Source organism: Oceanicaulis alexandrii DSM 11625, from assembly GCF_000420265.1.
GTDB classification, from domain to species: domain Bacteria; phylum Pseudomonadota; class Alphaproteobacteria; order Caulobacterales; family Maricaulaceae; genus Oceanicaulis; species Oceanicaulis alexandrii.
The window spans coordinates 347,193-371,523 of the sequence record NZ_ATUP01000001.1 but is presented as its reverse complement, the minus strand read 5'-3'; the positions used below and the strand labels follow the sequence as shown (position 1 = coordinate 371,523).

General features: G+C 63.0%; 18 protein-coding genes and 1 tRNA gene. 12 read left to right on the top strand and 7 right to left on the bottom strand.

The features are described from left to right. Nucleotides 1–79: 79 nt before the first annotated feature. Both G405_RS0101835 and recQ read right to left on the bottom strand, forming a co-directional pair. Nucleotides 80–1,459 (bottom strand): ammonium transporter family protein, encoded by a 1,380-nt coding sequence (locus G405_RS0101835; protein ID WP_199285744.1) that lies wholly within the window; start codon nt 1,457–1,459, stop codon nt 80–82. Nucleotides 1,460–2,001: 542 nt separating this feature from the next. Further along, nucleotides 2,002–3,837: a DNA helicase RecQ gene (gene recQ / locus G405_RS0101830; protein ID WP_040704883.1), complete on the bottom strand. Its 1,836-nt coding sequence runs from the start codon at nt 3,835–3,837 to the stop codon at nt 2,002–2,004. 116 nt (nt 3,838–3,953) lie between these two features. On the opposite strand from recQ, the gene G405_RS0101825 reads away from it, so the two are divergent. The 7 genes from G405_RS0101825 (at nt 3,954) to astB (ending at nt 13,069) form a co-directional block, all read left to right on the top strand. After that, nucleotides 3,954–5,162 carry a CaiB/BaiF CoA transferase family protein gene (locus G405_RS0101825; protein ID WP_022699787.1) on the top strand — a complete coding sequence of 403 codons (1,209 nt, stop codon included), beginning with the start codon at nt 3,954–3,956 and terminating at the stop codon, nt 5,160–5,162. A 153-nt stretch (nt 5,163–5,315) separates the two neighbouring features. Beyond that, nucleotides 5,316–6,383 (top strand): OmpA family protein, encoded by a 1,068-nt coding sequence (locus G405_RS0101820; protein WP_022699786.1) that lies wholly within the window; start codon nt 5,316–5,318, stop codon nt 6,381–6,383. Nucleotides 6,384–6,650: 267 nt separating this feature from the next. Next, complete coding sequence (locus tag G405_RS0101810) at nt 6,651–7,943, top strand: cystathionine gamma-synthase family protein (protein ID WP_022699784.1); 1,293 nt, start codon at nt 6,651–6,653, stop codon at nt 7,941–7,943. A 15-nt stretch (nt 7,944–7,958) separates the two neighbouring features. Next, the gene (locus G405_RS0101805; RefSeq protein ID WP_022699783.1) at nt 7,959–9,218 is read left to right on the top strand and encodes a hydrolase; all 1,260 of its coding nucleotides are present in this window, start codon (nt 7,959–7,961) and stop codon (nt 9,216–9,218) included. A 24-nt stretch (nt 9,219–9,242) separates the two neighbouring features. Then, nucleotides 9,243–10,265 (top strand): arginine N-succinyltransferase, encoded by a 1,023-nt coding sequence (locus G405_RS0101800; RefSeq protein ID WP_022699782.1) that lies wholly within the window; start codon nt 9,243–9,245, stop codon nt 10,263–10,265. Further along, complete coding sequence (gene astD / locus G405_RS0101795; protein ID WP_028284467.1) at nt 10,265–11,716, top strand: succinylglutamate-semialdehyde dehydrogenase; 1,452 nt, start codon at nt 10,265–10,267, stop codon at nt 11,714–11,716. Before G405_RS0101800 ends, astD begins: the two co-directional genes overlap by 1 nt. A gap of 3 nt (nt 11,717–11,719) precedes the next feature. Next, nucleotides 11,720–13,069 carry an N-succinylarginine dihydrolase gene (gene astB / locus G405_RS0101790; protein WP_022699780.1) on the top strand — a complete coding sequence of 450 codons (1,350 nt, stop codon included), beginning with the start codon at nt 11,720–11,722 and terminating at the stop codon, nt 13,067–13,069. Nucleotides 13,070–13,145: 76 nt separating this feature from the next. Here astB and G405_RS17065 read toward each other — a convergent pair whose 3' ends face one another. From G405_RS17065 to G405_RS0101775, 3 genes are all read right to left on the bottom strand, one after another. Further along, nucleotides 13,146–14,090: a beta/gamma crystallin-related protein gene (locus tag G405_RS17065; RefSeq protein WP_084683384.1), complete on the bottom strand. Its 945-nt coding sequence runs from the start codon at nt 14,088–14,090 to the stop codon at nt 13,146–13,148. Nucleotides 14,091–14,197: 107 nt separating this feature from the next. Then, nucleotides 14,198–15,931 carry a gamma-glutamyltransferase gene (gene ggt / locus G405_RS0101780; RefSeq protein ID WP_407667927.1) on the bottom strand — a complete coding sequence of 578 codons (1,734 nt, stop codon included), beginning with the start codon at nt 15,929–15,931 and terminating at the stop codon, nt 14,198–14,200. Nucleotides 15,932–16,050: 119 nt separating this feature from the next. Beyond that, nucleotides 16,051–18,087 (bottom strand): AsmA family protein, encoded by a 2,037-nt coding sequence (locus G405_RS0101775; protein WP_022699777.1) that lies wholly within the window; start codon nt 18,085–18,087, stop codon nt 16,051–16,053. A 178-nt stretch (nt 18,088–18,265) separates the two neighbouring features. Between G405_RS0101775 and G405_RS0101770 the strand changes: the two genes are divergently transcribed. Together G405_RS0101770 and G405_RS0101765 are read left to right on the top strand one after the other, a co-directional pair. Continuing rightward, nucleotides 18,266–19,057 (top strand): M48 family metallopeptidase, encoded by a 792-nt coding sequence (locus tag G405_RS0101770; RefSeq protein ID WP_022699776.1) that lies wholly within the window; start codon nt 18,266–18,268, stop codon nt 19,055–19,057. Nucleotides 19,058–19,172: 115 nt separating this feature from the next. Continuing rightward, nucleotides 19,173–19,249: transfer RNA gene (locus tag G405_RS0101765), tRNA-His, on the top strand. A gap of 44 nt (nt 19,250–19,293) precedes the next feature. On the opposite strand, the gene G405_RS14705 is transcribed toward G405_RS0101765, so the two are convergent. Then, nucleotides 19,294–20,820, bottom strand: a complete 1,527-nt coding sequence (locus G405_RS14705) for a bifunctional aminoglycoside phosphotransferase/ATP-binding protein (protein ID WP_022699775.1) — start codon at nt 20,818–20,820, stop codon at nt 19,294–19,296. 294 nt (nt 20,821–21,114) lie between these two features. On the opposite strand from G405_RS14705, the gene G405_RS0101755 reads away from it, so the two are divergent. Beyond that, nucleotides 21,115–21,768, top strand: a complete 654-nt coding sequence (locus tag G405_RS0101755) for a hypothetical protein (protein ID WP_022699774.1) — start codon at nt 21,115–21,117, stop codon at nt 21,766–21,768. 30 nt (nt 21,769–21,798) lie between these two features. Here G405_RS0101755 and G405_RS0101750 read toward each other — a convergent pair whose 3' ends face one another. Further along, complete coding sequence (locus tag G405_RS0101750; protein WP_022699773.1) at nt 21,799–22,215, bottom strand: DUF6491 family protein; 417 nt, start codon at nt 22,213–22,215, stop codon at nt 21,799–21,801. 71 nt (nt 22,216–22,286) lie between these two features. On the opposite strand from G405_RS0101750, the gene G405_RS0101745 reads away from it, so the two are divergent. Continuing rightward, entirely contained in the window at nt 22,287–23,441 is a 1,155-nt protein-coding gene (locus tag G405_RS0101745) for an NAD(P)/FAD-dependent oxidoreductase (RefSeq protein WP_022699772.1), read from the top strand. A gap of 56 nt (nt 23,442–23,497) precedes the next feature. Continuing rightward, entirely contained in the window at nt 23,498–24,298 is an 801-nt protein-coding gene (locus G405_RS0101740) for a hypothetical protein (RefSeq protein ID WP_233345974.1), read from the top strand. Nucleotides 24,299–24,331 lie beyond the last annotated feature (33 nt).

Here is a 24,331-nt window from a genome sequence, read left to right as displayed (position 1 = left end):
TCCATTTAAAATTGTATCGGTGGTCATATGGCTTACCGGGGGCAGGCGAGGCGGCGCATCAGCCGCCTCGCTGATCCGGTTATTCAGCGGGTTTGTGCGCGGTTTTTGATGTGAACTCGGGATAGGCGCTGTGACCCAGTTCAGAGAGGTCGCCACCGACCTCTTCCTCATCGGGGTTCAAGCGGATGCCGAGCGTGACTTTCAAAGCCAGCCAGAGAACGAAGCTGGTGATGAAGACGAAGGCCCCAATCGCGCCGACGCCGACAGCCTGTCCAAGAAAGCTTGCATCAGAGTTGGTCAAAGGTACGGCCATGGTGCCCCAGATGCCGGCCATGAGGTGGACCGGGATCGCGCCAACCACGTCATCCAGGCGGATGGCTTCCAGCAGCACCGCGCCGAAGGTGGCGATCACCGCGCCGACGCCGCCGATCAGGATGGCTTCCAGAATGGTCGGGGTCAGAGGTTCCGCTGTAATGGCGACAAGGCCGGCGAGGGCGCCGTTCAGAACCGAGCCCAGATTGGCTTTGCCCTTACCCAGAAGCATGGAGACGATATAGGCGACCACGACGCCGGAGGCGGCGGCCATGTTGGTGTTGGCGAAGATCTGCGACACGGCGGTGGCGTCGGCTGCGCTGCCCAGGGCGAGTTGCGAAGCGCCGTTAAAGCCGAACCAGCCGAACCACAGGATGAAAGTGCCCAGCGTCGCCAGCGGCAGGGATGAGCCGTGCATGGTCACCGGCTTGCCGTCGACAAAGCGTCCGCGGCGTGCGCCCAGCAAGATGACTCCGGCCAGCGCCGCCCAGCCGCCGGTGGAGTGCACCAGGGTGGAGCCTGCAAAATCGGAGAAGCCGAACTGCGAATCCAGCCAGCCAGCGCCCCATTCCCAGGATCCCTGGATGGGGTAGATCACCCCGGCGAGCACCGCCGTGAAGATGAAGAAGGATCCGATACGCACGCGTTCCGCGACAGCGCCTGAGACAATCGAGGCAGTGGTGGCCACGAACACCATCTGGAAGAACCAGTCGGACGCGCTTGAATAGCCCGCGGCCGTGACGTCGATCGCGTCATCCGCGGCGGTTTCAGAAGGCGACCACATGGAAGGCGTGCCGATCAGGCCGCCATGGTCCCCCACGCCGGAGTACATCAGATTGTAGCCGATGACGAAGAACATCAGGCCGGCGACAGAATAAAGCCCGATATTTTTCAGGCAGATGACGGCTGCGTGCTTGGTGCGCACAAAGCCCGCTTCCAGCATGGCGAAGCCGGCCGCCATCCACATCACCAGGAAGCCGCCAATCAGGAAGAGCAGCGTGTTGAAAATATAAGCTGTTTCATCGCTTACCTGGGCGAAGGCGGATTCTGACGCCAGGGCCGTGAAACTCAAAGCGGCCAGCGCCAAAGCCCCCAGGCGCGTGGCGCGTGCGCGCAGGCTAGTCTGCGCGCCGTTAAAATCGGTCATGATGGTGTCCTCGGTCGCACTCTGACGGGACGGAGCAAGGCCGGCCTCGTCCAGTCGGGTCGAATGAATACGACGAAGGATGCGGCGCGCTTGCGTGCCGAAGAGCCGGGCGGCGCCGGTCTGGTCCTGTCTCATATGTGCCTCCGTCGCGGTTTGCGGCGGCCGGCGGTGCGTCTCTAAATACGCGCGCAGCTTGAGCTGCGTCTGTCGTTAACAAAACCTTTGCAGAGCGCTTGCTGCGTCGCAACAAAAAAGTGAAAACTTTTTGATGCGCATCAGAGTTCTATGGCGAAGAAGCCACAGTCGCCCTGATTACAAATCTGGATTTGAAAGCAGAAAAAAAGGCGGGACCAGCCCGCCTTCTAGTTTTAGAGACGACCCCGAGGCCGCATGTGCACGGTTCCAGACGGCTAGGACTTTGGTCAAAGAGAATAAAAAATATGCGGACAAGCAGATCGCTGTTGCTCGTCTATCGTGCACCAATTCCTGACTATCGAGCACATGAGTGCCCGCAATCCGCTATTTTCTCGCCAAAAGAGTGTCTAGAGCTCGTTTTCAATCACGGCAAGAAACTCGGCGCCATAGCGCTCGAGCTTGCGGGCGCCGACACCAAAGACATGTGACATGTCTTCCGCGGTTCGCGGTTTGCTGGCCGCCATTTCGATCAGGGTCCGGTCAGCGAAGATGGTGTAGGCGGGTTTGCCGGAGTCCTTGGCGAGCTCCAGACGTTTTTTGCGCAGTGCAGTATAAAGGGCGCGATCAGCCTCGGATAATAATTGGTCGGCGGCGTCGCTGGGGCGGGCCCGGGACGAACGGACGCCGCGTTGTTCCTCCGGCGGACGCAACTTGATCGGAAGCTTGCCGAACAGGATCTGCTTGCCCTTGGGGGTGATGATCCATTCGCCATGACCATCGATCGGCTGATCGATGGCGCCGGAGGCGAAGAGCTGACGAAAGACGCTCATCCATTGGTCCTTGGACAGGTCTTCGCCGACGCCGAAGGTGGGCAGGGCGTCATGGCCCCGCGCCATCACCTTGTCGGTTTTCAGGCCGCGCAGAACGCTGATCAGATGCTCCAGGCCGAAACGCTGGCCCGTCCGGGCGATCGCCGACATGGCTTTTTGCGCCAGGACCTGCCCGTCAATCAGCTTGGGCGGATCATCACACAGATCGCAATGCCCGCAGGGCTCAATCTCGTCGCCAAAATAACCCAGCAGGGTCTGACGCCGACATTGGGGGGCTTCGCAATAGGCGATCAGCGCGGACAGGCGCCGCAGCTCCATGCGCTTTCGCTCTTCGTCCGAGTCGCCTTCATTGATCTGGCGACGGCGCAAGGCGGCGTCAGACAATGACCAGAGCATGAGCGTATCCGCCGGGTCGCCATCGCGTCCGGCGCGCCCGATCTCCTGGTAATAGGCTTCCATGGAGCTGGGCAGGGCGGCGTGAAGGACATAGCGCACGTCAGGTTTGTCCACGCCCATGCCGAAGGCGATGGTGGCGCACATCACCACGCCGTCGCCCTTGACAAATTCGTCCTGTCGGAAGCTGCGCGTCTGGGCGTCAAAGCCTGCATGATAGGACAGGGCGTAGATGTTCTCGGCTTGCAGCTTGGCGGCGATATCGTCGCACGCCTTCCGGCTGGAGCAATAGATGATGCCCGCCCGTTCTGGCCGCGCCTTGACGAAGTCGATGATCTGGGCGGCGCCGGACCGCCGCGCGCCGACGGCCAGGTGCAGGTTGGGGCGATCAAAGCCGGAAACGAATTCGTCGGGGGCCTGCTCGAACAACCGACCGGCGATGTCGCGCCGCGCTGCAGCGTCAGCGGTGGCGGTGAAGGCGGCGATTTGTGGCCGGCCCGCAGCCTGGGCGAACTCCGAGATCCTGAGATAATCGGGACGGAAATCATGGCCCCATTGCGAGACGCAATGGGCTTCATCCACAGCGATCATCGACAGGCCCGCCCGGCCCAGCCGTTCCGCAAGGCCAGGAACCGCCATGCGTTCGGGCGCCATGTATAACAGCCGCAAGCTGCCGTCATCGAGTGCGCGCCAGGCTGCTTCGCGGTCCTGCGCTTCATCGGTGGACGTCAGGGCGGCGGCGTTCACGCCCACGGCCTGCAGTGCGCTGACCTGGTCGCGCATCAGGGCGATCAGGGGAGATATCACGACCGTCAGCCCGCCTCTGAGCAGAGCGGGTAATTGAAAACACATGGATTTGCCGCGGCCCGTAGGCATCACCGCCAGCACGTCGCGGCCTTTGAGGACGCTGTCGATGATCTCGGCCTGTCCGGGCCGGAAGTCGTGATAGCCGAACACCTCCGCCATGGTTTGACGGGCCTGATCGAGCTGCGGGGAAAGGGTCGAATCGCTGTGCGCCATGACGGGCAGGCTAGGCGGCGGGAGAGCGGGAGCAATACGCAAGGGCTGCTTGCGCTGGCGCAGGCGCGGGGGTAGCCCAGACCTCAGCTGTTTTTTCCGCCCACAAGGATCTGTCCATGAGCCCTGCGCCATTATCTCATATTCGCGTTCTGGATCTTTCGCGTGTGCTGGCGGGCCCATGGTGCGCTCAAATTCTGGGAGACCTCGGCGCGGATGTGATCAAGGTCGAAAATCCCAAATCAGGCGATGATACGCGGCGCTGGGGACCGCCGTTTCTCAAAGATGAGGGCGGACAGGACGCCGACGCGGCGTATTATCTCTGTGCGAACCGCAACAAGCGCTCGATCGCCGTGAACATCGCTGAGCCCGAAGGCCAGGCGATGTTGAAAAAGCTGGCCGCAGACAGCGATGTGGTGATCGAAAACTATAAAACCGGCGGCTTGAAGAAATACGGCCTGGACTATGACAGCCTGAAAGCGGTCAATCCCGATCTCGTCTATTGCTCGGTTACGGGCTTTGGCCAGACCGGGCCCTGGAAAGACCAGCCCGGCTACGATTTTCTCATCCAGGCCATGGGCGGACTGATGAGTGTCACGGGCGAGGACGCGCCCATGAAGGTGGGGGTGCCGGCGGTGGACCTGTTCACCGGCGTATATGCGGCCGGCGCCGTGATGGCGGGGCTCCTGGCCCGAACGAAAGGGCAGGGCGGTCAGCATATCGACATGGCGTTGTTTGATGTGCAGGCGGCGATGCTGGCCAATCAGGCGGCGAATTTCTTCGTCTCGGGAAAAACACCCGGCCGCCAGGGGAACGCGCATCCCAATATTGTTCCCTATCAGGACTTTCCGACCTCTGACGGCCGCATAGCTGTGGCTGTAGGCAATGACGGCCAGTTTCAGGCTTTCGCACAGGCGTTGGGACGGCCTGACTGGGCGACTGATTCGCGTTTCATGCGTAACGCGGACCGGGTGGCCAATCGGGAGGTTCTGGTTGCGGACATCACGCTCACCCTGAATGCGGCGACGTCAGCTCACTGGATGGAGCGTTTGCATGAGGCCGGGGTTCCGTGCGGACCGATTCTGGCGCTTGACCAAGTGTTTGGCCATGAGCAAGCGCAAGCTCGAAACTTGGCTTTCACCTTGCCGATGACCGGGGTCGGTGATGCGCCGATGATCGCGAATCCCATGCGGCTTTCAGAGACCGGGCCGCAATACCGAAAAGCGCCGCCTCGTTTCGCGGAACACACGTCTGAGGTGTTGCAAGAACGCCTCGGGTTGACTGAAAATGAAATACAGAGCCTCCGGGACCGCTCAATCGTGCGCTGAGAGGCCTGATTTCACTACAATGCCAGTGGTGTTGTGAAACTAAATCAGGTATCGATGAGCGTGACATGGAACTGGAGCGCATCTTGATGCGTTGGGGCCTGTGTTAAACTTAATGCTCACACGAAGGGCGTTCTCCGCCCGGAGGGGGATAGGATGAAAACAAAGCTTCTTTCGGCAGTCGCCGTCGGGGCCATCCTCGCCGCGCCGTCCATGGCGGTCGCGGATGAAGGTTGGTACGTCAGTGGCGCGCTGGGTTATGGCGCGCCGGGCGACGTAGACGTCTCTGGCAGCCTGAATGGTGAAATTCAAGGCGCTGGCGATATCCGCGAAAAGTTGGCCCTGGGTTACCAGTGGAACAACAACTGGCGTCTGGAAGGTGAGCTCGCTCACCGTTTCAACGACACTGGCGCCGTCGGCAATTTTGAGAACAGCAGCTCGGACTTCCAAGTCTGGTCCGGCATGCTGAACCTCATCTATGATTTCGACACCGGATCCTTCTGGACCCCCTATATCGGTGGTGGTCTGGGCTGGGTTCAGTCCGAGATTTCCGCAGCTGGCTGGGACACCGGTACGTTCAACGCGTCTTCCAACTTCGTCACCGTTGACGATTCTGACGCGGCGCTCGGCTATCAGCTGATCGCTGGTATCGGTTGGGAGCTGGCTCGCAACCTGACCCTGGACACCGAGTATCGCTACTTCGGTTACGGCGACACCGATTACGCTCCGAATCTGGAGCTGGATCGCGTTGGTGGTCACGAGGCCTGGATCGGCCTGCGCTATCTGTTCTCCGCTCCGGAGCCTGCAGCGCCGCCGCCCCCGCCGCCTCCTCCGCCGCCCCCGCCGCCTCCGCCGCCGCCTCCGCCGCCTCCGGCGCCGGTGTGTGACGACGCTGGCTTCGTGGTCTACTTCGCTTGGGATCGCTCCGAGATCTCCAGCCAGGCTGCTGCGGTGATCAACCAAGCTGTCAACCAGGCTCGCGAATGTGGTGTGGCGTCTGTGAACATCGACGGTCACGCTGACCGCTCGGGCGCAGCCTCCTACAATGTCGGCCTGTCCGAACGCCGCGCTCGTGCGGTTCGCGACGAAATGGTGCGCCTTGGCGTTCCGTCGTCCGCCATCTCTCTCGACGCCTTCGGCGAAAGCCGCCCGGCCGTTGAGACCCCGGATGGCGTGCGTGAGCCGCTGAACCGTCGCGCTGAAGTGATGATCGACCTCAACTAGGTCTATCGCACTGGCGAAAGATTGCGGCCCGGCGCTTCATGCGCCGGGCCGTTTTCTTTTGAGCAAAGGGTCAGGGCGGCAAGGACATCCCTCACGGGGGCGCCTTCATTGCGCTGCAGCATCTCGCGTCTGTGAGCGTCCGGGCTGGGGCTGGTCGCCCTCGGCGGGTTGACCGCGCGGAACACGCGTCGCAAGAACCTGCCATCACATTTTTCGATTTGAACGCCCGTGCCTTCGCGTCCGGGCGTCTTGCAGAAGGACTGGCCCATGAGCAAGCCGGACACCCCTTATCGCAAACGTGCGCTGGGCGACCGCGCGCTGAGCCCTGAAACCCTGATGATGAGCTATGGCTTTGACGCGAAAATGTCAGAGGGCTCCATCAAGCCGCCGGTGTTTCTGACGTCCACCTTCGCCTTTGCGACGGCGGAAGAGGGCGCGGCTTACTTCCGCATCATGGGCGGCAAGAAAGAAGCGGGCGATCCGGAAACCGCCGGCCTTCTGTATTCGCGGTTCAACAATCCCAATATGGAAGTGCTGGAAGACCGCTTGGCGGTGTTTGAGGGCGCCGAGGACGCGCTGGTGTTCTCGTCGGGCATGGGCGCCATTTCCACGGTGTTGATGGCGCATTCGAAAGCCGGCGACGTGGTCTTGCAGTCCACGCCGCTTTATGGCGGGACGGAGACCCTGATCCGTTCGATCCTGCCGCAATATGGCATTTCCAGCGCTGACTTTTTCGCCGGCGCGTCTGAAGACGAAATCCGCAAGGTCGTGGACGTCGCCATGAAACAGGGCCGTATTTCGGTTCTGTATTGCGAGACGCCGACCAACCCGACCAATGAAGTGGTTGATCTTCAGCTCATGGCGAAACTCGCCGATGAGATTGGCGAGCGTCAGGGACATCGCCCGCCCGTGGTGGTGGACAACACCATTCTGGGACCGATCGGCCACAAGCCGCTGGAGCTGGGCGGCGATATCGTCGTCTATTCCCTGACCAAATATATCGGCGGTCATTCTGACCTGATCGGCGGCGCGGCTCTGGGCGCATCTGATCTGATGCTGCCCGTGCGCAAGCTGCGCTCGGGCATCGGCACCAATCTCGATCCGCACACGTGCTGGATGCTGGCCCGCTCTCTGGAGACGGTCACGCTGCGCATGCGCGCCGCCTTTGAGGGCGCGCGCAAGGTGGCGGAGTATCTGCGCGACCACCCCAAGGTGAAGCGTGTGCGGTATCTGGGGTTCCTTGAAGAAGGGTCGCGCGATTACGACGTGCACAAGCGTCAGTCAGGCGACATGCATGGCTCGACCTTCGCCTTTGACGTAGAAGGCGGCCAGGCGGCATCTTTCCGCATGCTCAATGCGCTTAAGGTCGCCAAGCTCGCCGTGTCGCTCGGCGGCACTGAAACCCTGATCTGTCATCCGGGCAGCACCACGCACGCCGCTGTAGCGCCGGATCTCCAGGAACGGTTGGGCTTTGATCCGGGCATGGTGCGGGTCTCGATCGGCGTGGAGAACCCTGACGATCTGATCGCTGATTTCGAACAGGCCCTCGCAGAGGTCTAAACCAGAAGGACGGCCATGACTGACATCTCCCTCGACCAGGACGAACGCAAGATTCTCGATTGGGTTGAAAGCCGGGGCGATCACATGATCGACACGGTCAAAGCCTGGTCGCGGATCAATTCAGGCAGCCGCAATCTCGACGGGCTCGAGACCATGCGGTCTGTTTTGTCCGACGCGTTTTCCGAGCTTGAGGGCGATGTCAGCGCGGTCGAGCTGAAGCCGTCCACGACGGTGGAGCTTGATGGCGACATCAAGGAGGTGCCGTACACGCCCTCCATGAAGGTCTCCAAACGTCCCGAAGCGCCAGTGCGGATTGTCCTGACGGGCCATCATGACACGGTGTTTCCAAAGGGCTGCGGGTTTGAAGACTGGCGCCTCCTTGATGACGACACCCTCAACGGGCCAGGCGTGGCGGACATGAAGGGCGGCCTTCTGGTCATGCTTCACGCGCTTCTGGCGTTGGAGCGCAGCCCCTGGGCGAGCCAGATCGGTTATGACGTTCTGGTCAGTCCGGACGAAGAGATCGGCTCTCTGGGTTCGGGGCCGGTGCTGATGGATCTCGGCGCCAAGGCGCATGTGGGCATGACCTATGAACCCGCGCTGGCGGATGGCTCGCTGGCCGGCGCCCGCAAGGGCTCGGGCAATTTCTCGCTCCGGTGCCGCGGCCGCGCCGCCCATGCAGGCCGTGAACACCATCTGGGACGCAACGCCATCGTCGCAGCGGCGGAGTTCGCCCGCGGACTGGATCTGCTGAATGGTCAGCGCCCCGACATCACCTTCAACGTCTCACGCATTGATGGGGGTGGAGCGCCGAACGTGGTGCCGGATCTGGGCATCTGCCGTTTCAATGTGCGGGTGAAGACGGAAGATGACGCCCTATGGGCCAAGACCAAGATCGAGAAACTGGTGCGCGCAGCCGATGCACGCGACGGGATCACGGCGGATTTGCATGGCGGGTTCACGCGTCCGCCCAAGCCGATGAGTCCGGCCAATCAGCGCATGTTCGACTGGACGCGCACTGCGGGACAGGCCATAGGTCTAGACATAAAATGGGCCGATACGGGCGGTGTTTGCGAAGGCAATAATCTGTGGGCGTCTGGCTGTCCGAATGTGGATACGCTGGGGGTTCGCGGCGCCGACATTCACTCTGACCGCGAGATCGCCAAGCTTTCGAGCTTTGTGGAGCGCGCGCAATTGTCAGCGGTGATGTTGATGCAGTTCGCCCGGGGACGGTTCAACGCATCAGACGCCCGCGCGCTCAGTCCGGCGGGATAAGTAAAGTAAAAAGGGGGACGCGCCATGCTCGTGGTGCGCGCCGCACGGTCTGACGACCATGCCGCATTTGTCGACCTGGCGAGGGCTGCTGGCCCTGGCTTTACCAGCCTGTCGCTTGATGACGAAGCGCTGCACGCCAAGCTGTTGAAGTCTGAACAGGCGTTTGAAGGCAAGCTGCCGGACCGGTCAGACTGCGTCTACCAGCTGATGCTGGAAGATGACGTGACGGGTCAGGTTTACGGCACCGCCGCAGTGAAGGCGGAAGTGGGGGTGAAGAAGCCCTATTTCGACTTCAAGATTTTCACTATCGCCCAGTCGTCCAAGGAAGCGGAGCGTCGCTTTGATATGGACGCCATGTTGCTGGTGAATGATTTCGCCGGCTGCACCGAAGTGGGGTCGCTGTTCGTCAGCGACGCCCTGCGCGGTTCGGGGGCCGGGCGCCTCACCTCTCAATGCCGGTACATGCTGGTGGCCGCAGACCGGTCTCGCTTTGGCGCGCGCATCTTGTCTGAGTTGCGCGGCGTGGTGGACGAGGCGGGGGAGTCTGTTTTCTACGAACATGTCACGCGGCCGTTTTTTCGTATGACGTTCGAAGAGGCGGATTCCCTGTCGGCTTCCACGGACAACCAGTTCATCCTGGACCTGATGCCGCGTAGCGCGATCTTTCTCGACTTGCTGCCCGGCGAGGTCCAGGCGGTGATCGGAAAGACCCATCCCCATGGCGCCAACGCCTTGCGTCTTCTGGAGGATGAGGGCTTCCGCTATGATCGCTATGTGGACATTTTTGACGGCGGGCCGCTGGTCAGTTGCGAAACTGACGATGTGCGCACCATCAAGGATAGCCGCCTGATGACTGTGGCGGGCAGTGCGCCGGGTTCAGAGCGGATCCGGGCGCTGGTCTCCAACAATCAAATGCCTGATTTTCGATGCGTGCATGCAGAAGTCAGCGTCACAGGCGACGCTGTGTCTCTGGATGCCGACGCAACCCGGGCGCTGAAGGCCAGCGCGGGGGACACCGTACGTCTATGGACGAAGGAGCTAAGCTGATGGCGCATTCCGCATTTATCTCGGGGCAGTGGGTGTCTGGCGGCGGCGCTGACATCGTTTCCATCAACCCTGCGGACGGCGAGACGGTCTGGACCGGCTCCAGCGCCACGCCCGAGAGCGTCCGGCAAGCCTTCGCCGCCGCACGCACCGCTTTTGAAGACTGGGCGCTGACCTCATATGACGAGCGCCGCTCTGTGGTTCAGGCCTATGGCGATATCGTCAAGGCGGAAGCCGACCATATCGCCCAGCTGATCAGCCGCGAGACCGGCAAGCCGCTCTGGGAGACCAAGGGCGAAGCCGGCGCCATGGCGGCGAAGGTGGGCGTGTCCATTCAGGCTCATGACGAGCGCGCAGGCCGCAAGGTCACCGAAACCGAGTTCGGCGAGGCTGTGCTCGATCACAAGCCTCTGGGCGTGATGTTCGTGTTGGGGCCGTATAATTTCCCCGGTCATTTGCCGAACGGCCATATCATTCCGGCGCTGCTGGCGGGCAACACCATCGTGTTCAAACCGTCTGAACTGACCCCGGCTGTGGGCGAGTTCATGGTGCAGTGCTGGGAGAAGGCGGGCCTGCCCGCCGGCGTTCTGAACCTTGTGCAGGGCGCGCGCGAGACCGGCGCGGCGGCGCTGGACGATCCTGATCTTGACGGCGTGCTGTTCACCGGCAGCTGGAATACGGGCGCCTTCATTCACAAGAAATTCGCCGGTCGCACCGGCATCCAGCTGGCGCTGGAGATGGGCGGCAACAACCCGCTTGTGGTGTGGGACGCTGCGGACGCGGAAGCCGCCGCCCGGATCGCCGTCTTGTCGAGCTATATCACTGCCGGCCAGCGCTGTTCGTGCGCGCGTCGCCTGATCCTGCCGCAAGGCGCGGCGGGTGATCAGGTGGTCGATCATCTGGTAGAGATGATCAAAAAGCTCAGCGTCAATGTCTGGAACGCCGATCCCGAGCCCTTCATGGGGCCGCTGGTCTCCGCGCAAGCGGCGAGCCATGTGCTCAAGGCGCAGGACGACCTGATCGCGCTGGGCGCGAAACCCATCGTCAAATCCGAACGCATGGCGCTGGGCGACGCCTTTGTCAGCCCGGGCCTTCTGGATGTGGACGGCGTGACCACGCCGGACGAGGAAGTCTTCGGTCCGCTTCTGCAGGTGCGCCGTGCGGACAGTTTTGAAGCCGCCCTCGCAGAAGCCAATAACACCGCCTATGGCCTCTCGGCCGGGCTGGTGTCAGACTCAGAAACGCTGTGGAAGCGGTTCTGGGCGGGCAGCCGCGCCGGCATCGTCAATCGCAACCGCCCCACGCCGGGCGCCGCGTCCTCCATGCCGTTCGGCGGGCCGGGCCAGTCGGGCAATCTGCGTCCGAGCGCGTATTATGCGGCGGATTATGTCGCTTATCCGGTGGCGACCCAGGCGGCTTCGACAGTGGAGAAAATGCCGGTGAAAGGGCTGTAAGTCATGACGGCGGTGGAAGCCAATTTCGACGGTCTGGTCGGGCCGACCCATAATTATGGCGGGCTTGCGCCGGGCAATCTGGCCAGCGCGAAGAACTCAGGCTCCATCGCCGCCCCGCGCGCCGGCGTATTGGAAGGCTTGGCCAAGGCGAAATCATTGGCTGATGCGGGCCTGGTCCAGGGCGTTCTGCCGCCGCAGGAACGTCCTTACATTCCGCAACTCAGAGCGCTGGGGTTCTCGGGCGCCAGCGACGGCGCGATCTGGGAAGCCGCCTACAAGGCGCAACCGGCGCTGGCGCTGAACATGTTGTCGGCCAGCTCCATGTGGGCGGCGAACGCCGCGACGGTCAGTCCAAGCGCCGACACATCAGACGGGTGTGTGCATTTCACGCCTGCGAACCTTCTGACGGCGCTGCATCGATCCATCGAGGGCGAGCAGACCCGGCGGGCGCTGTCCGCGATCTTTCCCGATCCAAGCCGGTTCGCCGTCCATGAGACCTTGCCTTACCAGTCTGCTTTCGCGGATGAGGGGGCGGCCAATCATGTGCGCCTGTGCGCCGAGCATGGCGGTCAGGGCGTCGAGATTTTCGTTCATGGCCGCGACGCCTTTGAAGCCTGGGCGGGCAAATACCCCGCGCGGCAAACCCTGCAAGCGTGCGAAGCGGTTGAGCGGCGCCATGGCCTGAAGTCTGAGCGCACGGTGCACATTCGCCAGTCGCGCAAAGCCATCGACGCCGGCGCCTTCCATAATGACGTGGTGTGTGTGGGAACCGGCCCGGTGCTGTTCTTTCATGAGCATGCCTTCGAGGACAAAGCCGCGGCGCTCGACGCCATCCGCAAAGCTGCGGACGGTCTGTTCGACCCGATCTTTATGGAAGTGCCCGACGCTGAAGTGCCGCTCGGCGATGCGATCACCTCTTATATCTTCAACTCCCAGCTTCTGATCATGCCGGGCGTCGACCGTCAGGTTTTGTTGGCGCCCAGCGAAACCGAAGAGACGGATTCCACCAATGTCTATTGCGCCAATATGGTGGCGGGCAACGGCCCAATCGGCGCCGTGAAGTTCGCGCATGTTCGCCAGTCCATGCGCAATGGCGGCGGCCCGGCTTGCTTGCGCTTGCGGGTGGTGCTGACCGAAGACGAGCTTAGGTCAGTCAATCCCAAGGTGATGATGAATGACGCGCTTTATGCGGCTCTGACGGCTTGGGCGGAGACCCATTACCGCGAAGCGCTGGCGCCGAGCGATTTGGGCGATCCGGCGCTTGTGGCGGAAAGCCGTGCCGCTCTGGATGCGTTGACGGGCATTCTGGGGCTGGGTTCGGGTTTTTATCCGTTCCAGCGCGCGGGCGCCTGAGGCTTTTGACCTGATAGCGGACACAAAAAACCCCGGCGCTGAGCGCCGGGGTTTGTCTTGATAGACCGGTGTGTGTCTAGCGAACGCAGAGCACGTCAGCCAGCGCTTCACGGCCCTGGGTCGTGCGGCGCTCATCGAGCGACCAGACCGATCCCCGAGCGCGCACCGTGCCGTAATAGACAGCGCGGTTCATCCCGCTGGCCCGGCACAGATCATCGGCGGCGCTTTGTCCGCAGCGGCCATAGCCGCCGCGTTCACACGCGGACACCGCATAGCCGTTGATGGTGGGTTCAGCGAAGAAGACCGTCTCCACGCCGCGCACGCCGCCATCCACACGGTTGGAGCCATAGCCGGGGCGCCCGCCATAATTGTCGTCATCGCGCGGGATGCGCTGATTGGTGGCGGAGGTGATCTCGCGGTTCAGGTTGAGAACGCCCAGATTGCGCACATCGCGATCGACTTCCACGCAGCGCCCGCCGAAGTCATCATGTTGGCAGAAGGTCCAGTCGCCTGAATGCACCTCGATGGACTGGGCGGCGTCGTTGAAGCCCAGCCGGCTCAGATTTCCTACCGGCTCGATCAGGGTAACACTGCGGCCGGTGAAGTTCGTGCCGGACCACAGGGTGACGCCATTGTCGCGCGTGCGGCCGCGACGGCCCTGATCATGAACCGGGCGGATCGAGCTGATGCGGTCGTTGAACGCCCATTGGGTCATGTTCGGCAGATCGGAATCGATCACCTGGCAGGACCCGCGATAGCTGGCGTCGACACAGACTTCCCATTGACCGCCGCTGACGCGGATGGAGCTGGCCATGTCGTTGAAGTTCACCCAGTCGAGGTTCTCCGCGTCAGAATCGATCACCACGGACCGGCCCTGATAATTCGGCGCGTCATAAAGGGTGATGCTGGCGCCCCGCTGACGATCGCCGCGATCGCCGCGGCCATTGCGCTGGGCTTCCGCCAGATCCGCCGTCACGACCAGTCCGGCCAGCGCGGCGAGCATTACAGGGGCGAAACGCATTTCAGTCTCCTAACAACCAGATCAGAGTATGCCTCAGTCTATGAAGCCTCCAACCTGAACCGGGACTGAAAGCGTTTTCGCCCCGCCGTTCATCTACGCTCAAAGGCTTAATACCCTTGAGCGTTTCCGTCCTTGCGCATCTCGCTGGCGCCATAGAGGACGCCGGTTTCGCGATCGCGCCAGATGGCCTGATAGCCGCCGAATCCGCCATCGCTATCGCCGATGACGTGGCCGCGCGCTTCCAGCGCGGCGCGGACTTCTGAAGGCACGCCGCTTTCCAGATGCACGACGCCGACGCCTGCAGTTTCGCCCGCATCATCGGTTTCAGAGGTCGAGCCTTCATGGCGCCAGCGGGCGGCGTCGCCCGCTTCCTGAACATTGAGCCCAAAGTCGATGATATTGGAGACGATCTGCACATGGCCCTGCGGCTGCATGCCGCCGCCCATCAGGCCGAAACTCATCACGCCATCGCCGTCCTGGGTGATCATGGCGGGGATGATGGTGTGGAAGGGGCGTTTGCCCGGCGCGTAGACATTGGGGTGATTGGGATCAAGGCTGAACAGCTCGCCGCGGTCCTGGAACATGAAGCCCAGGCCGTCCGGCACCAGGCCTGAGCCCATGCCGCGGAAATTGGACTGGATCAGCGACACCATCATGCCGTTCCCGTCCGCCACCGTCAGATAGGTGGTGTCGCCGTCTTCCAAAATGGCCGGATCGCCATGGGTGACGCTCTGCATCGCCTGCTCCATGGAGATCAGCGCGCGGCGCTGATCAGCGTAGGCTTCGCTCAGCAGCGCCTCGACCGGGGCGGGGGCGAAGTCGGGATCCGCATAGAAGCGCGCCCGGTCTTCAAAGGCGAGACGCTTGGCTTCGATCTGAACATGCAGGGCGTCCGCGCTCATATAGCCCATGCTCGCCAGATCATAGTCTTCAAGGATCTGGAGCATTTGCAGGGCGGCGATGCCCTGGCCCTGGGGCGGCAATTCCCAGACGTCATAGCCGCGATAATTGACGCTGACCGGGTCCACCCATTCCGAGCGATGGTTGGCGAGATCCTCATAGCGAATCCAGCCGCCGATGCGCTGCATATAGGCGTCGATGGTGCGCGCGATCTCACCTTCGTAGAACGCGTCACGGCCACCTTCGGCGATCTGCTGCAAGGTGTTCGCCAGATCCGGATTGCGGAAAATCTCGCCCTCAAGCGGCGCGTCGCCGTCTTCGGTCAGATAGGTGGCGCGGGCGTTGTCGAACTCCTCGAACTGGTCCTGCGCGAACCGGTTCTCGAGGATGGTCATGTTGCGGTCCCAGTAATAGGCGATGGTCTGGGTGAGGGGGAAACCCTCCTGCGCGTAATGAATGGTGGGGGCGAGGACGTCGGCCATCGGCATTTCGCCAAAACGCTCGTGCAGGGCGAACCAGCCATCCACCGTGCCCGGCACGGAGACAGGCATGGCGCCAAGCGGCGGAATGGCGCCGTCTTCGCCGACAATCTCCACGACCTCGTCATAGCTCAGCCCCATCGGCGAGCGGCCGGCGCCGTTCAGGCCATAGACCTGGCGCGTCTCGGGGTCATAGACGATGACGAAGATGTCCCCGCCTATGCCGTTGCCCGTGGGCTCCATCAGTCCCAGAGCCGCATTGGCGGCGATGGCGGCGTCCACCGCATTGCCGCCAGCCTTGAGCACGTCCAGCGCGATCTGTGTGGCCAGCGGGTGAGCGGTGGCGGCCATGCCGTTCGTCGCGGTGACGGGAGAACGGGTGGCGAAATGATCGCCGCTGACCCGGTCGCCGGGATAGAAGTCCTGCGCGCCTGCTGACGCTCCGAATTCACTAAAGGTCATGGCGGCGACCACGCCGGCGGCGGCGATCTTTTTCATCTGCTTGCTCCCCGTATGTGCGGCAGACTTCTGGCCTGCGCGTTGAGGGCAAGTAGATAAGCCCGCGCCCTAAGGATCAAGACCTAGTTCGGCGCCTCACCTTGTTCATCGTCTCCGTCTGTCGGCTCGTCTGCGGCGTCGTCATCATCATTGCGCGCATTGTTCAGAAGCTGGCCAAACAGGCCGCGCACCACGTCTTCGGGCGATGCGGGTTCTTCACCGTCGCCGCTGTCGCCGGTCTGACCGCCGATCAGGCGCCCGGCTTGCTGGCGCAGCAGATTGCGCGCCACGGCTTCAAAGTCGATCCCGGCGGAGACCGAGTTAAAACCGCCCCGCAGACGCACCGGCACTTCCAGCCCCTGAAGGTCGAGCTCGCCGCCCTGACCGGCCAGGGACTGCACCGCACGTGCGGTGAGGCGGTAATCAATGTTTTGACCGCCCAGATCGATTTCTCCATTGCCCAATACGCGCAGGAGCGGGCTCAGCATGGTCGTGTCGGTATTGCGCACCACGCCATTGGTGACCGTAAAGCTGCCGCCCAGGCTGGAGAAGTCGGTCTGCTCGGTGTCGGCGAAGGCCGTGGGCAGGGCGCGGTTCTGCAGCGCGGTCTGAATGGTTCGGATCATCTGGGCCAGGTTCACGCCGCGCAGCGCGCCGTCGGTGAAATCAAACCGTCCCGTGCCCGAGAGGGAGTTCATGATGGCCGCCGGGCTGGCGCCGCTGGCGGTGAGGTCCATGGTCATGCCGCCATCGCCGATCAGGCGATCAAACTGCGCCGCAGCCAGCAAGAAGGGTTGCGCCTCCAGCCCGTCCAGACGGGCGTTGAAGGAATAGCTGGGCGTGTTCGAGCGTGCATTGATCACCGCGGTCGCCTCACCCGACCCGCCATAAAGCTGGAACCGGTTCAGACGCGCGGTCATTCGGCCCTGATCCACCGAGATCAGCGCGGTCACGTCGCTGATCTCGATATCGCGCGCTTTCAGCTCATCGGCGCGAATGGTCAGCTCTGAATCCATGGTGCGCAGGGGCGCCAGATCAATCGGTTCATCGCTCCATTGCGACACGCCTGCATTGGCGTTTCGATTGCCTTGAGGCGCGCTGTCGGCAGGGATGTAGGGGGTGAGGTCGAGCATGGCCGTGCTCAGATCCCCTGTGATGCGCGGCCGTGCGCCGGAAGAGTTCAGCGTCAAGTCGCCATTGGCCGCGATATCATCAAAGCGGATGGCGGCATTGCGCAGCCGCACGATTCCCGGCTCCCCCGACAGGTCCGAGCGGGCGCTGAATTGGCGGAAAATGTCGCCATCGGGCAGGTCTGCGCCCAGATAGCGCGCCAGGGCCCGCAAGGGCAAAGTCACGTCCACATCCCCGTCAAAAGCCAGCTCTGTGCTCTCCAGAAAGCGGCCTTCCAGCGTCAGATCCGCCAGCGGGCCATTCAGCGTGGTTGAGAAGGGGGTTTCCTGCCCTTCAAAGAAGCCGCGCAAGGAGCCAAGCTCGATGGAGAACGTCATCGGCCGACCGTCCGCTTCAAACGAACCGCGCAAGCGCACAGGATCATCCACGGAGGGCAGCTCCACGCTCAGATCCAGCGCTTCGATCTGGCGGCTTTGGGAGCCGTCTTCAAAATAGACGGCGCCGTTTTCAATACGCACATCGCCAAAGCTCGCTTCAAAGGGCAGGGCGCCCGGCTGGCGCCGGAAGCCGTCGCTGGAGGACGCCTGCGCTGTCTGATCAGCGGCGTCCCCGAAGGTCCAGTTATTGCCGCGAGCGTTCGACTGAAGCCGGATCACCGGCTCGACCAGCACAAACTCCTCGATTTCGACCTGGCGCGACAACAGCGGGATCAGCGCCACCGACACCCGCATTTCCTGCATTTCGGCGAACGGCGCATCGCCAAAACCCGGCGCATTGGCGATCTCCGCGTTCTGGGCGCGCACCTGAAGCTGGGGCAGGATTTGCAGGCGGATATCGCCGGTCAGCCGCACCTCGCGCCCCAGGGTCTGACTGGCTGCGGTCTGGGTGCGTTCACGAATGAGGTCTGCGGGGATGAGCGCGGGCGCCAGAACAGCCACGCCGATCACCAGAATGAACAGAACGAGCAGGGCGATAATCAGACGGCGCATGGGCTCAGCTCCAAAAACAGCGCGTTCAGGGGCGGGCGCGTCCCGTCCCCGGCTTGCGGATTTCCCGCGATGAGCGACAATGATTCACCATATCGCTCAGTCTGGCCACAGCAGGTAAGGGCTGGAAGCGGCGATTTAATGGCGAACAGGCCGGAAGATCATACAGGGGGAGACCATTATGACCGAAGACGAACTGAACGCGTTGCCGCGCGTCACCATGGGACGCCGTGAATTGCTGGTCGGACTGGCGGCGGGCACGGTGTTTCCGCTGGCCGGATGCGCCACCGATGGTGGTTTCGGCGCGGCGCTGGTGTCTGACGCCCAGATCATGCAGGCCTCGCAGGCCGCTTGGGAACAGGCGCGCCAGCAAGAACGCATCAGCCAGGACCGCAATCTGAACAACAAGGTCCGCCGCGTGGGCCAGCGCATCGTGCCGGCGTCGGGGCTGACCCAATACCAATGGGAATTCGTGGTCTTTGACTCAGACCAGCAAAACGCCTGGGTGCTGCCCGGCGGCAAGGTCGCCTTTTATCGCGGCATTCTCGAGACCATGAGCAATGACGACCAGGTGGCCACGGTCATGGGCCATGAAGTGGCCCATCTCAGCCGCAATCACGCCGCCCAACGCGCGCGTCAACAGGCCGCGGCGGGGCTGGGGCTCGCAGTGGTGAACGCCGGTCTCGGCGCCGCCAATGTGGAGAACAGCGACACCTGGGCCGGCATTCTGGGCACGGGCGTGACCTATGGCGTGCTGTTGCCCTATTCGCGTCAGCACGAGCTGGAAGCGGACATTCTGGGCGTCGATTACATGGCGCGATCAGGCTACCGTCCGTCAGAAGCGCTGGCGTTCTGGCGCGCCAAGGCCGCGCAAAACGCCCGCCGGCCGATTGAGCTGATGTCCACTCACCCCTCGGACGCCACGCGCATCGAAAACCTCGAGCGTCATATCGCCGAGCAGGGCTATGCCTGAGCACTGAAACGGGTGTGCGCAAAGCGCAGACACGGGTCTTGCGCGCCGCCGCGCGCGGCGCTAGTTTCCGCGCCCTGCCGACCGGGCTTCCAGGCCCCGGCAGGGCGCATTGCGTGCCGCCTTAGCTCAGTTGGTTAGAGCGCTAGATTGTGGATCTAGAGGTCCCCTGTTCAATCCAGGGAGGCGGTACCATTTTCTCCAAAATTTGATGGCCAGAAGCAGAGCCTTGATCTTTGCTAGCTCAGCGCCTGTTTGAGCGCTGTGACCGCCTCATCCCTCGATCCGGACACGTCGACGCGGGTCCAGCCTTGGGGCTCGTCTTCGAGCAATTGTTTTTCGAGCACGTCCACGCCGGCGTCGGACGCATCCCCGCGGCGCGCGGCGACGCGGGCGCGCAGCACGTCTGTCGGCGCCTCCAGCCAGAGCGTTTTCACCTCGCCGTCGAAATCCTGGGTGATGTCCGCCAGGTTCGCCTCGGACTTTTCCGATAGGAAGGTCGCATCGAGGATGCAGGCATAGCCTGCAGCGAGGCAGGATTTCGCTTGCCTCACTAGTTCGGCATAGACGCGGGCCGAGGTTTCGGGGGTGTAGGCGCTGGGCGGCAAGGGGTCTTCCGGCGCCTGTCCGGCCATCACCTTGCGGATGACGTCGCTGCGCAAAATGATCGCGCCTGGGCGCTTGCCAAGCGTCGGCGCGATGGCGCTGGCGAGGGTGGATTTACCGGTCCCTGAACGGCCGCCCAGAGCGATCAGTTGAGGTGCGGGCGCGGGGGCGAGACTCTCAAGCGCCAGATCAAGATAGGCGTCGGCCTCGGCCTGTTGATCGGCCAGACCGCTGGCCATGGCGCGCACGGCGGCGCGCAGTGACAGATACAGATCAAACAGGGGCAGGCCGTCATACTCTCGGGTCCGGGCGAGATAGCGAGTGAGCAAAGCGCTCGCCGCCCAGCCCGCCTTGTAGTGCAGGAAATCCATGACCGGGAAGGCGGCGTCGTAGAGCACGTCGATCGTGCTCAGCGCATCGTCAAATTCCAGCGCGTCATAACCGACGAGCCGGTCCTGCCAGACACAGATATTTTTCAGATGCAGATCGGCGTGAACCTGGCGCACCTTGCCGGTCTGGCCGCGCGCGTCAATGAGGCCCCTGTGTGTTCTCAGCGCGGATCTCGCCCGTTCATGCCAGCGCTCGCTGGCTTCGCGAAAGAGTGGGGTTGCGCCAGCCGCCGCCATATCGCCGGCGACCTGATCAATCAGCCCTGAAACGTTCTGAGACAGGCTGGACGTGTCCGAGATCGGCGCGCGCTCATGATTTGCAGCCAGATCATCGGCGAAGCGCTCGACCTGCGCCAGGGTTAGCCTGCCAGCCGCCAGTCGCTTGTCGAGCCGGTCTTCGTCCGCGAACCGATGCATGCGCACCAGCCAGTCCACCGGGGCGTCGCCGGGCCTGTCGCCGCCAATCTGGAACCCTTCGGGTGTTTTCCAGACCGGCGCGGCGTCCAGATATAACGATCGCGCCCATTGTGTATTGGCGGCCAGCTCCCGCTCGCAATACGTCCGGCGCTGGTCAGGCGTGGAATAATCCACAAAGTCGAGCGTGAGGGCGCGTTTGAGCTTCAGGACGGTCTGCGGACCCAGAAAGACATGCGACAAGTGCGTGTCGATGCGCTGGGGCGTTGCGCCGCCATGCGCCTCCGGCGTGCCCAAAAAGGCGACGAGTTCAGCCTGTTCCGGGGCGATGGGGTGGGGCGCTGCGGGCTCCGGCATGAGAGGCGACTCCGGCCTGTCTGGTCGCTGGAAACGTGACGATAGGCTGGCCTACGGTCCGCTGTCATCCATCCGCCGCCCGCTTAAGGCTCGCCATCAGAGCGCATCATGGGCGGCGACACGGAGAACTTTCTCCAAATGCGGGAAAATATGATTTCCAAGCTTCTGTGAAATATAACAAAAGAGAAGTCTTCCACAGCTTCCGCCCAAATCGTTAACGCGGGGTCTTGCGACTCTGGCGAATTGCGACACCATTATTTCTTCACGCGAATCCCTAAGCTCGAAGAGGCGGATATGGGACGGTTGAGTTCAGGCGGGACGACACAGTTTGTCATTATCGAGAGCGATCCGATTTATTCGGACTCCGAACTCGACCGGATTTGCGCGCGTCACGACATTGCGTCCACGCACCGCAGCGCCCTGAAGCGGGTGCTGGAGGAGGCGGGTCAGATCTATCTCGATCAGATGCAGCTCAATGGCCGACCGACCCAGACCATCCGCCTGCGACAGGATCTGCGCAAAGGCCTGTGCCTGCTGACCGAGTTGATCGAGCTTGTGCCCGATCTCCGGGAGCCGGGGCAGTCCGGGGCTGATTCCGCGCATGCCGCGGCCTTGCGCGAGGGCGACCGGCAGGTCAAGGCCGCAGCGACCAGCAGCCTGGCTTTGCTGGCGGATGCGCCTTCGACCTTGTCTTATCTGCGCGATGTCTACGAACTGGCGCTGGAAAGCGCGGCCCGCGGCGCCCGCGGCGCGCCTGAGCGCGCCCGGACTGTGGATCGCTGGCGTAGTCCGATCATCGAGTTTTACACCCTGACGCTGGGGCGGACCTGGATGGATACGGGCACCGAGCATGACGGCGAGCGCTTCGTGCGTGATTGCCTGTCCGTGCTTGAAGAAGGCGCTGAGAGCGAAGAGGCTGTGATCGCGACTGCGGAAGCGGCCAGCTGACTGAGGCCCCCCCCCTGAGCGGCCGCCGCTCTACCGGCTCTCGCCTTCTGACGGCTCCGCGCGCGCGTCGATCAGGCGCCGGGCGGCCTGCACATCGTCCACCGCTTCGATGGACTGGATGCGGCAACGCCCCCCTTCAGGAACCACCAGATATTCAAGCGACGCATTGCAGATGCGGGCGGTGTCGGGAAAGCTGAGACCGACCTGCATGCCATGCTCCAGCCCGTAACAGGATCGCTGCGTCGTCACCAGATAATGACGGCTCGCACCTCCAGACAATAACAGATGCTGATCATCCAGCGTGGTGTAGCCATTGATATTGATCAGGCGCACGCAGGTTCGTTCGACCGGGTCTTCAGAGGTGGAGGGGGAGTGCGCCATCGCCGCTCCGGACAACACACTGGCTGTAAGCAGGGCGGCGCCCAGCACGGTTGCAGCTTGTCCCATGGCTATGCCTTTCATCTCAGATTACATCACAGAGGTCGATAATGACTTCGCCCCGTGGATGCGCCCGCCCCATGCCTGCTCGCAGTTTACCTGAAAACCTGCCCGAACGCATTGTCATCGTCGGTGGTGGCGCGATGGGTCTGGCGAGCGCCTGGGCGCTTTGCGAAAAGGGCGTGCGAGTCACGGTTCTTGAGGCCGGCAAGGCGGGTCAGGGCGCGCTCTGGGCGTCTGGAGGCATGCTGGCGGCGGGATTTGAGACCTGTTTCGAGCTGGATTCCGACCATCCGCTCGCTGATCCTTACGCCGGGCTTCTCAGCCAGTCGCTCCAGCTTTGGCGGGATTGGGCGCCCAGGCTGCAAGCCGCTAGCGCGGTCGCGCTGGGCTATGATCCACAAGGCGCCGTGACGCCGGCGTTCAGCCAGGCTGATGAGGCGCGCCTCGATCAAGCCGAGGCTTTGGCCAAGCGTTTCGGTGTGACGGCGGACCGGATCAGCGGCGAGGCGCTCACCGGGCTTGAACCGGCCCTGGCGCGGGCGCGCGGCGCTCTGCTTTTTCCCAGCGACGCGCAACTCGACAACCGGGCGCTCGGCAGCGTCTTGTCAGACGCCATTCGCGCCAGGGGCGGCGACATTGCGGAAGGGCGCCGCGTGACGGGTCTGGACATGACCGCCGGCCGGGTCAGCGGCGTCGTCCTGGAGGAGGGTGAGCGCCTTGCTGCAGACGCCGTGGTTCTGGCGACTGGGGCGGAGCGCTTTGCTGATATGCCGAGCTTTGCGCAGATCAAGCCTGTGAAAGGTCAGATGATCCGCTTTGACGCCACGGATCTGCAGGTTCCCCAGCGTGTGGTGCGCGGTTTGTCGATCTATCTGGCCGCCAAATCCGGCGGGCGCCTGATCGCCGGCGCCAGCTCTGAACCGGGTCAGGCGGGGCTCGGTACGGACCCTGACACGCTGGAGCGCCTGACAAAGGCGGCGCAGGCTGCGATTCCAGCGCTGCAAGGCCACATGGTGGTGGAAAGCTGGGCCGGGTTGCGACCCTGCTCGTCTGACGCCATGCCCATCGTGGGCGAGGCCAGGCCAGGGCTTTACCTGGCTCTGGGCGCGTACCGGAACGGGGTTCTGACGGCGCCCGGCATGGCGGAGCTGGTAGTGCAGGCGTTAGGCGCGTCCTCGCGAAGCGATGGTGCAGATTTTTTCTCGCCTGGGCGGTCGGGGCTGAAGGCTTAACGAATGTTTACCACATCGCAGGCACTCTGGATGAGTAACGATTCGCGGTGTCAGCCATGTCCGATCCAATCAGCAATTCCGGCGCAAATGCGCTGTCGCCCTCGAGCCTGATCGCGCGAGCGGCGCAGAGCACGGGCGCAGACTTTGACTTTCTGATGCGCACCGCGGCGCGCGAGAGCAACTTTGACGCCAATGCGCGGGCGACCACCTCCAGTGCCGCGGGCATGTTCCAGTTCATCGAACAGACCTGGTTCGCAATGGTGTCGCGCTATGGCGCCGAGCATGGCCTTGGGGATGCGGCGGCGTCGATCGAGCAGAATACGGACGGGCGCTTTCGCGTGTCTGATCCGGCCCAGCGTGAGGCGGTGCTTAATCTGCGCCTTGATCCGCAAGCTGCGTCCGTCATGGCCGGAGAGCTGGCGGCGGAGAATGCGAACCGGATCGAGACCGCCATCGGGCGCAAACCCACCAGCGGTGAGCTTTATGCGGCCCATTTTCTGGGCGCAGGCGGGGCGGTGCGGCTGATCGAAGGGGTTGAAGCCAATCCCAACCAGCGCGCGGATCAGTTGTTTCCCAACGCCGCCGCGGCCAACCGGCCAGTCTTTTATGACAACGGGCGCCCGCTCAAAGCCAGTGAGCTGATGGAGAAGCTGACTGGCGAGGCGGTCACGCTGACCCGTGAAGTGGCCTCTGTCACGGATGCCTCATCGCCTGTGACCGCAATGGCGGCGTCCTGGGCGCGCTATGCGCAGGGCGCTTACGGCTCGGCCCGTGTGGGCGACGGTGTGTTGACCCCGGCAGTGGTTGAACTGCTCGCATCTCTGCGCGCTCCGGAGCGCTCGTCTTCCGAAAGATAAATCGGCGATAATTCGCGCAACAGGTCATTAACT

Excerpts from the sequence above, each read along its gene's own strand:
- G405_RS0101835 (WP_199285744.1), bottom strand. The coding sequence starts at position 1,459 with ATGACCGATTTTAACGGCGCGCAGACTAGCCTGCGCGCACGCGCCACG.
- recQ (WP_040704883.1), bottom strand. The coding sequence starts at position 3,837 with ATGGCGCACAGCGATTCGACCCTTTCCCCGCAGCTCGATCAGGCCCGT.
- G405_RS0101825 (WP_022699787.1), top strand. The coding sequence starts at position 3,954 with ATGAGCCCTGCGCCATTATCTCATATTCGCGTTCTGGATCTTTCGCGT.
- G405_RS0101820 (WP_022699786.1), top strand. The coding sequence starts at position 5,316 with ATGAAAACAAAGCTTCTTTCGGCAGTCGCCGTCGGGGCCATCCTCGCC.
- G405_RS0101810 (WP_022699784.1), top strand. The coding sequence starts at position 6,651 with ATGAGCAAGCCGGACACCCCTTATCGCAAACGTGCGCTGGGCGACCGC.
- G405_RS0101805 (WP_022699783.1), top strand. The coding sequence starts at position 7,959 with ATGACTGACATCTCCCTCGACCAGGACGAACGCAAGATTCTCGATTGG.
- G405_RS0101800 (WP_022699782.1), top strand. The coding sequence starts at position 9,243 with ATGCTCGTGGTGCGCGCCGCACGGTCTGACGACCATGCCGCATTTGTC.
- astD (WP_028284467.1), top strand. The coding sequence starts at position 10,265 with ATGGCGCATTCCGCATTTATCTCGGGGCAGTGGGTGTCTGGCGGCGGC.
- astB (WP_022699780.1), top strand. The coding sequence starts at position 11,720 with ATGACGGCGGTGGAAGCCAATTTCGACGGTCTGGTCGGGCCGACCCAT.
- G405_RS17065 (WP_084683384.1), bottom strand. The coding sequence starts at position 14,090 with ATGCGTTTCGCCCCTGTAATGCTCGCCGCGCTGGCCGGACTGGTCGTG.
- ggt (WP_407667927.1), bottom strand. The coding sequence starts at position 15,931 with ATGACCTTTAGTGAATTCGGAGCGTCAGCAGGCGCGCAGGACTTCTAT.
- G405_RS0101775 (WP_022699777.1), bottom strand. The coding sequence starts at position 18,087 with ATGCGCCGTCTGATTATCGCCCTGCTCGTTCTGTTCATTCTGGTGATC.
- G405_RS0101770 (WP_022699776.1), top strand. The coding sequence starts at position 18,266 with ATGACCGAAGACGAACTGAACGCGTTGCCGCGCGTCACCATGGGACGC.
- G405_RS14705 (WP_022699775.1), bottom strand. The coding sequence starts at position 20,820 with ATGCCGGAGCCCGCAGCGCCCCACCCCATCGCCCCGGAACAGGCTGAA.
- G405_RS0101755 (WP_022699774.1), top strand. The coding sequence starts at position 21,115 with ATGGGACGGTTGAGTTCAGGCGGGACGACACAGTTTGTCATTATCGAG.
- G405_RS0101750 (WP_022699773.1), bottom strand. The coding sequence starts at position 22,215 with ATGGGACAAGCTGCAACCGTGCTGGGCGCCGCCCTGCTTACAGCCAGT.
- G405_RS0101745 (WP_022699772.1), top strand. The coding sequence starts at position 22,287 with ATGCCTGCTCGCAGTTTACCTGAAAACCTGCCCGAACGCATTGTCATC.
- G405_RS0101740 (WP_233345974.1), top strand. The coding sequence starts at position 23,498 with ATGTCCGATCCAATCAGCAATTCCGGCGCAAATGCGCTGTCGCCCTCG.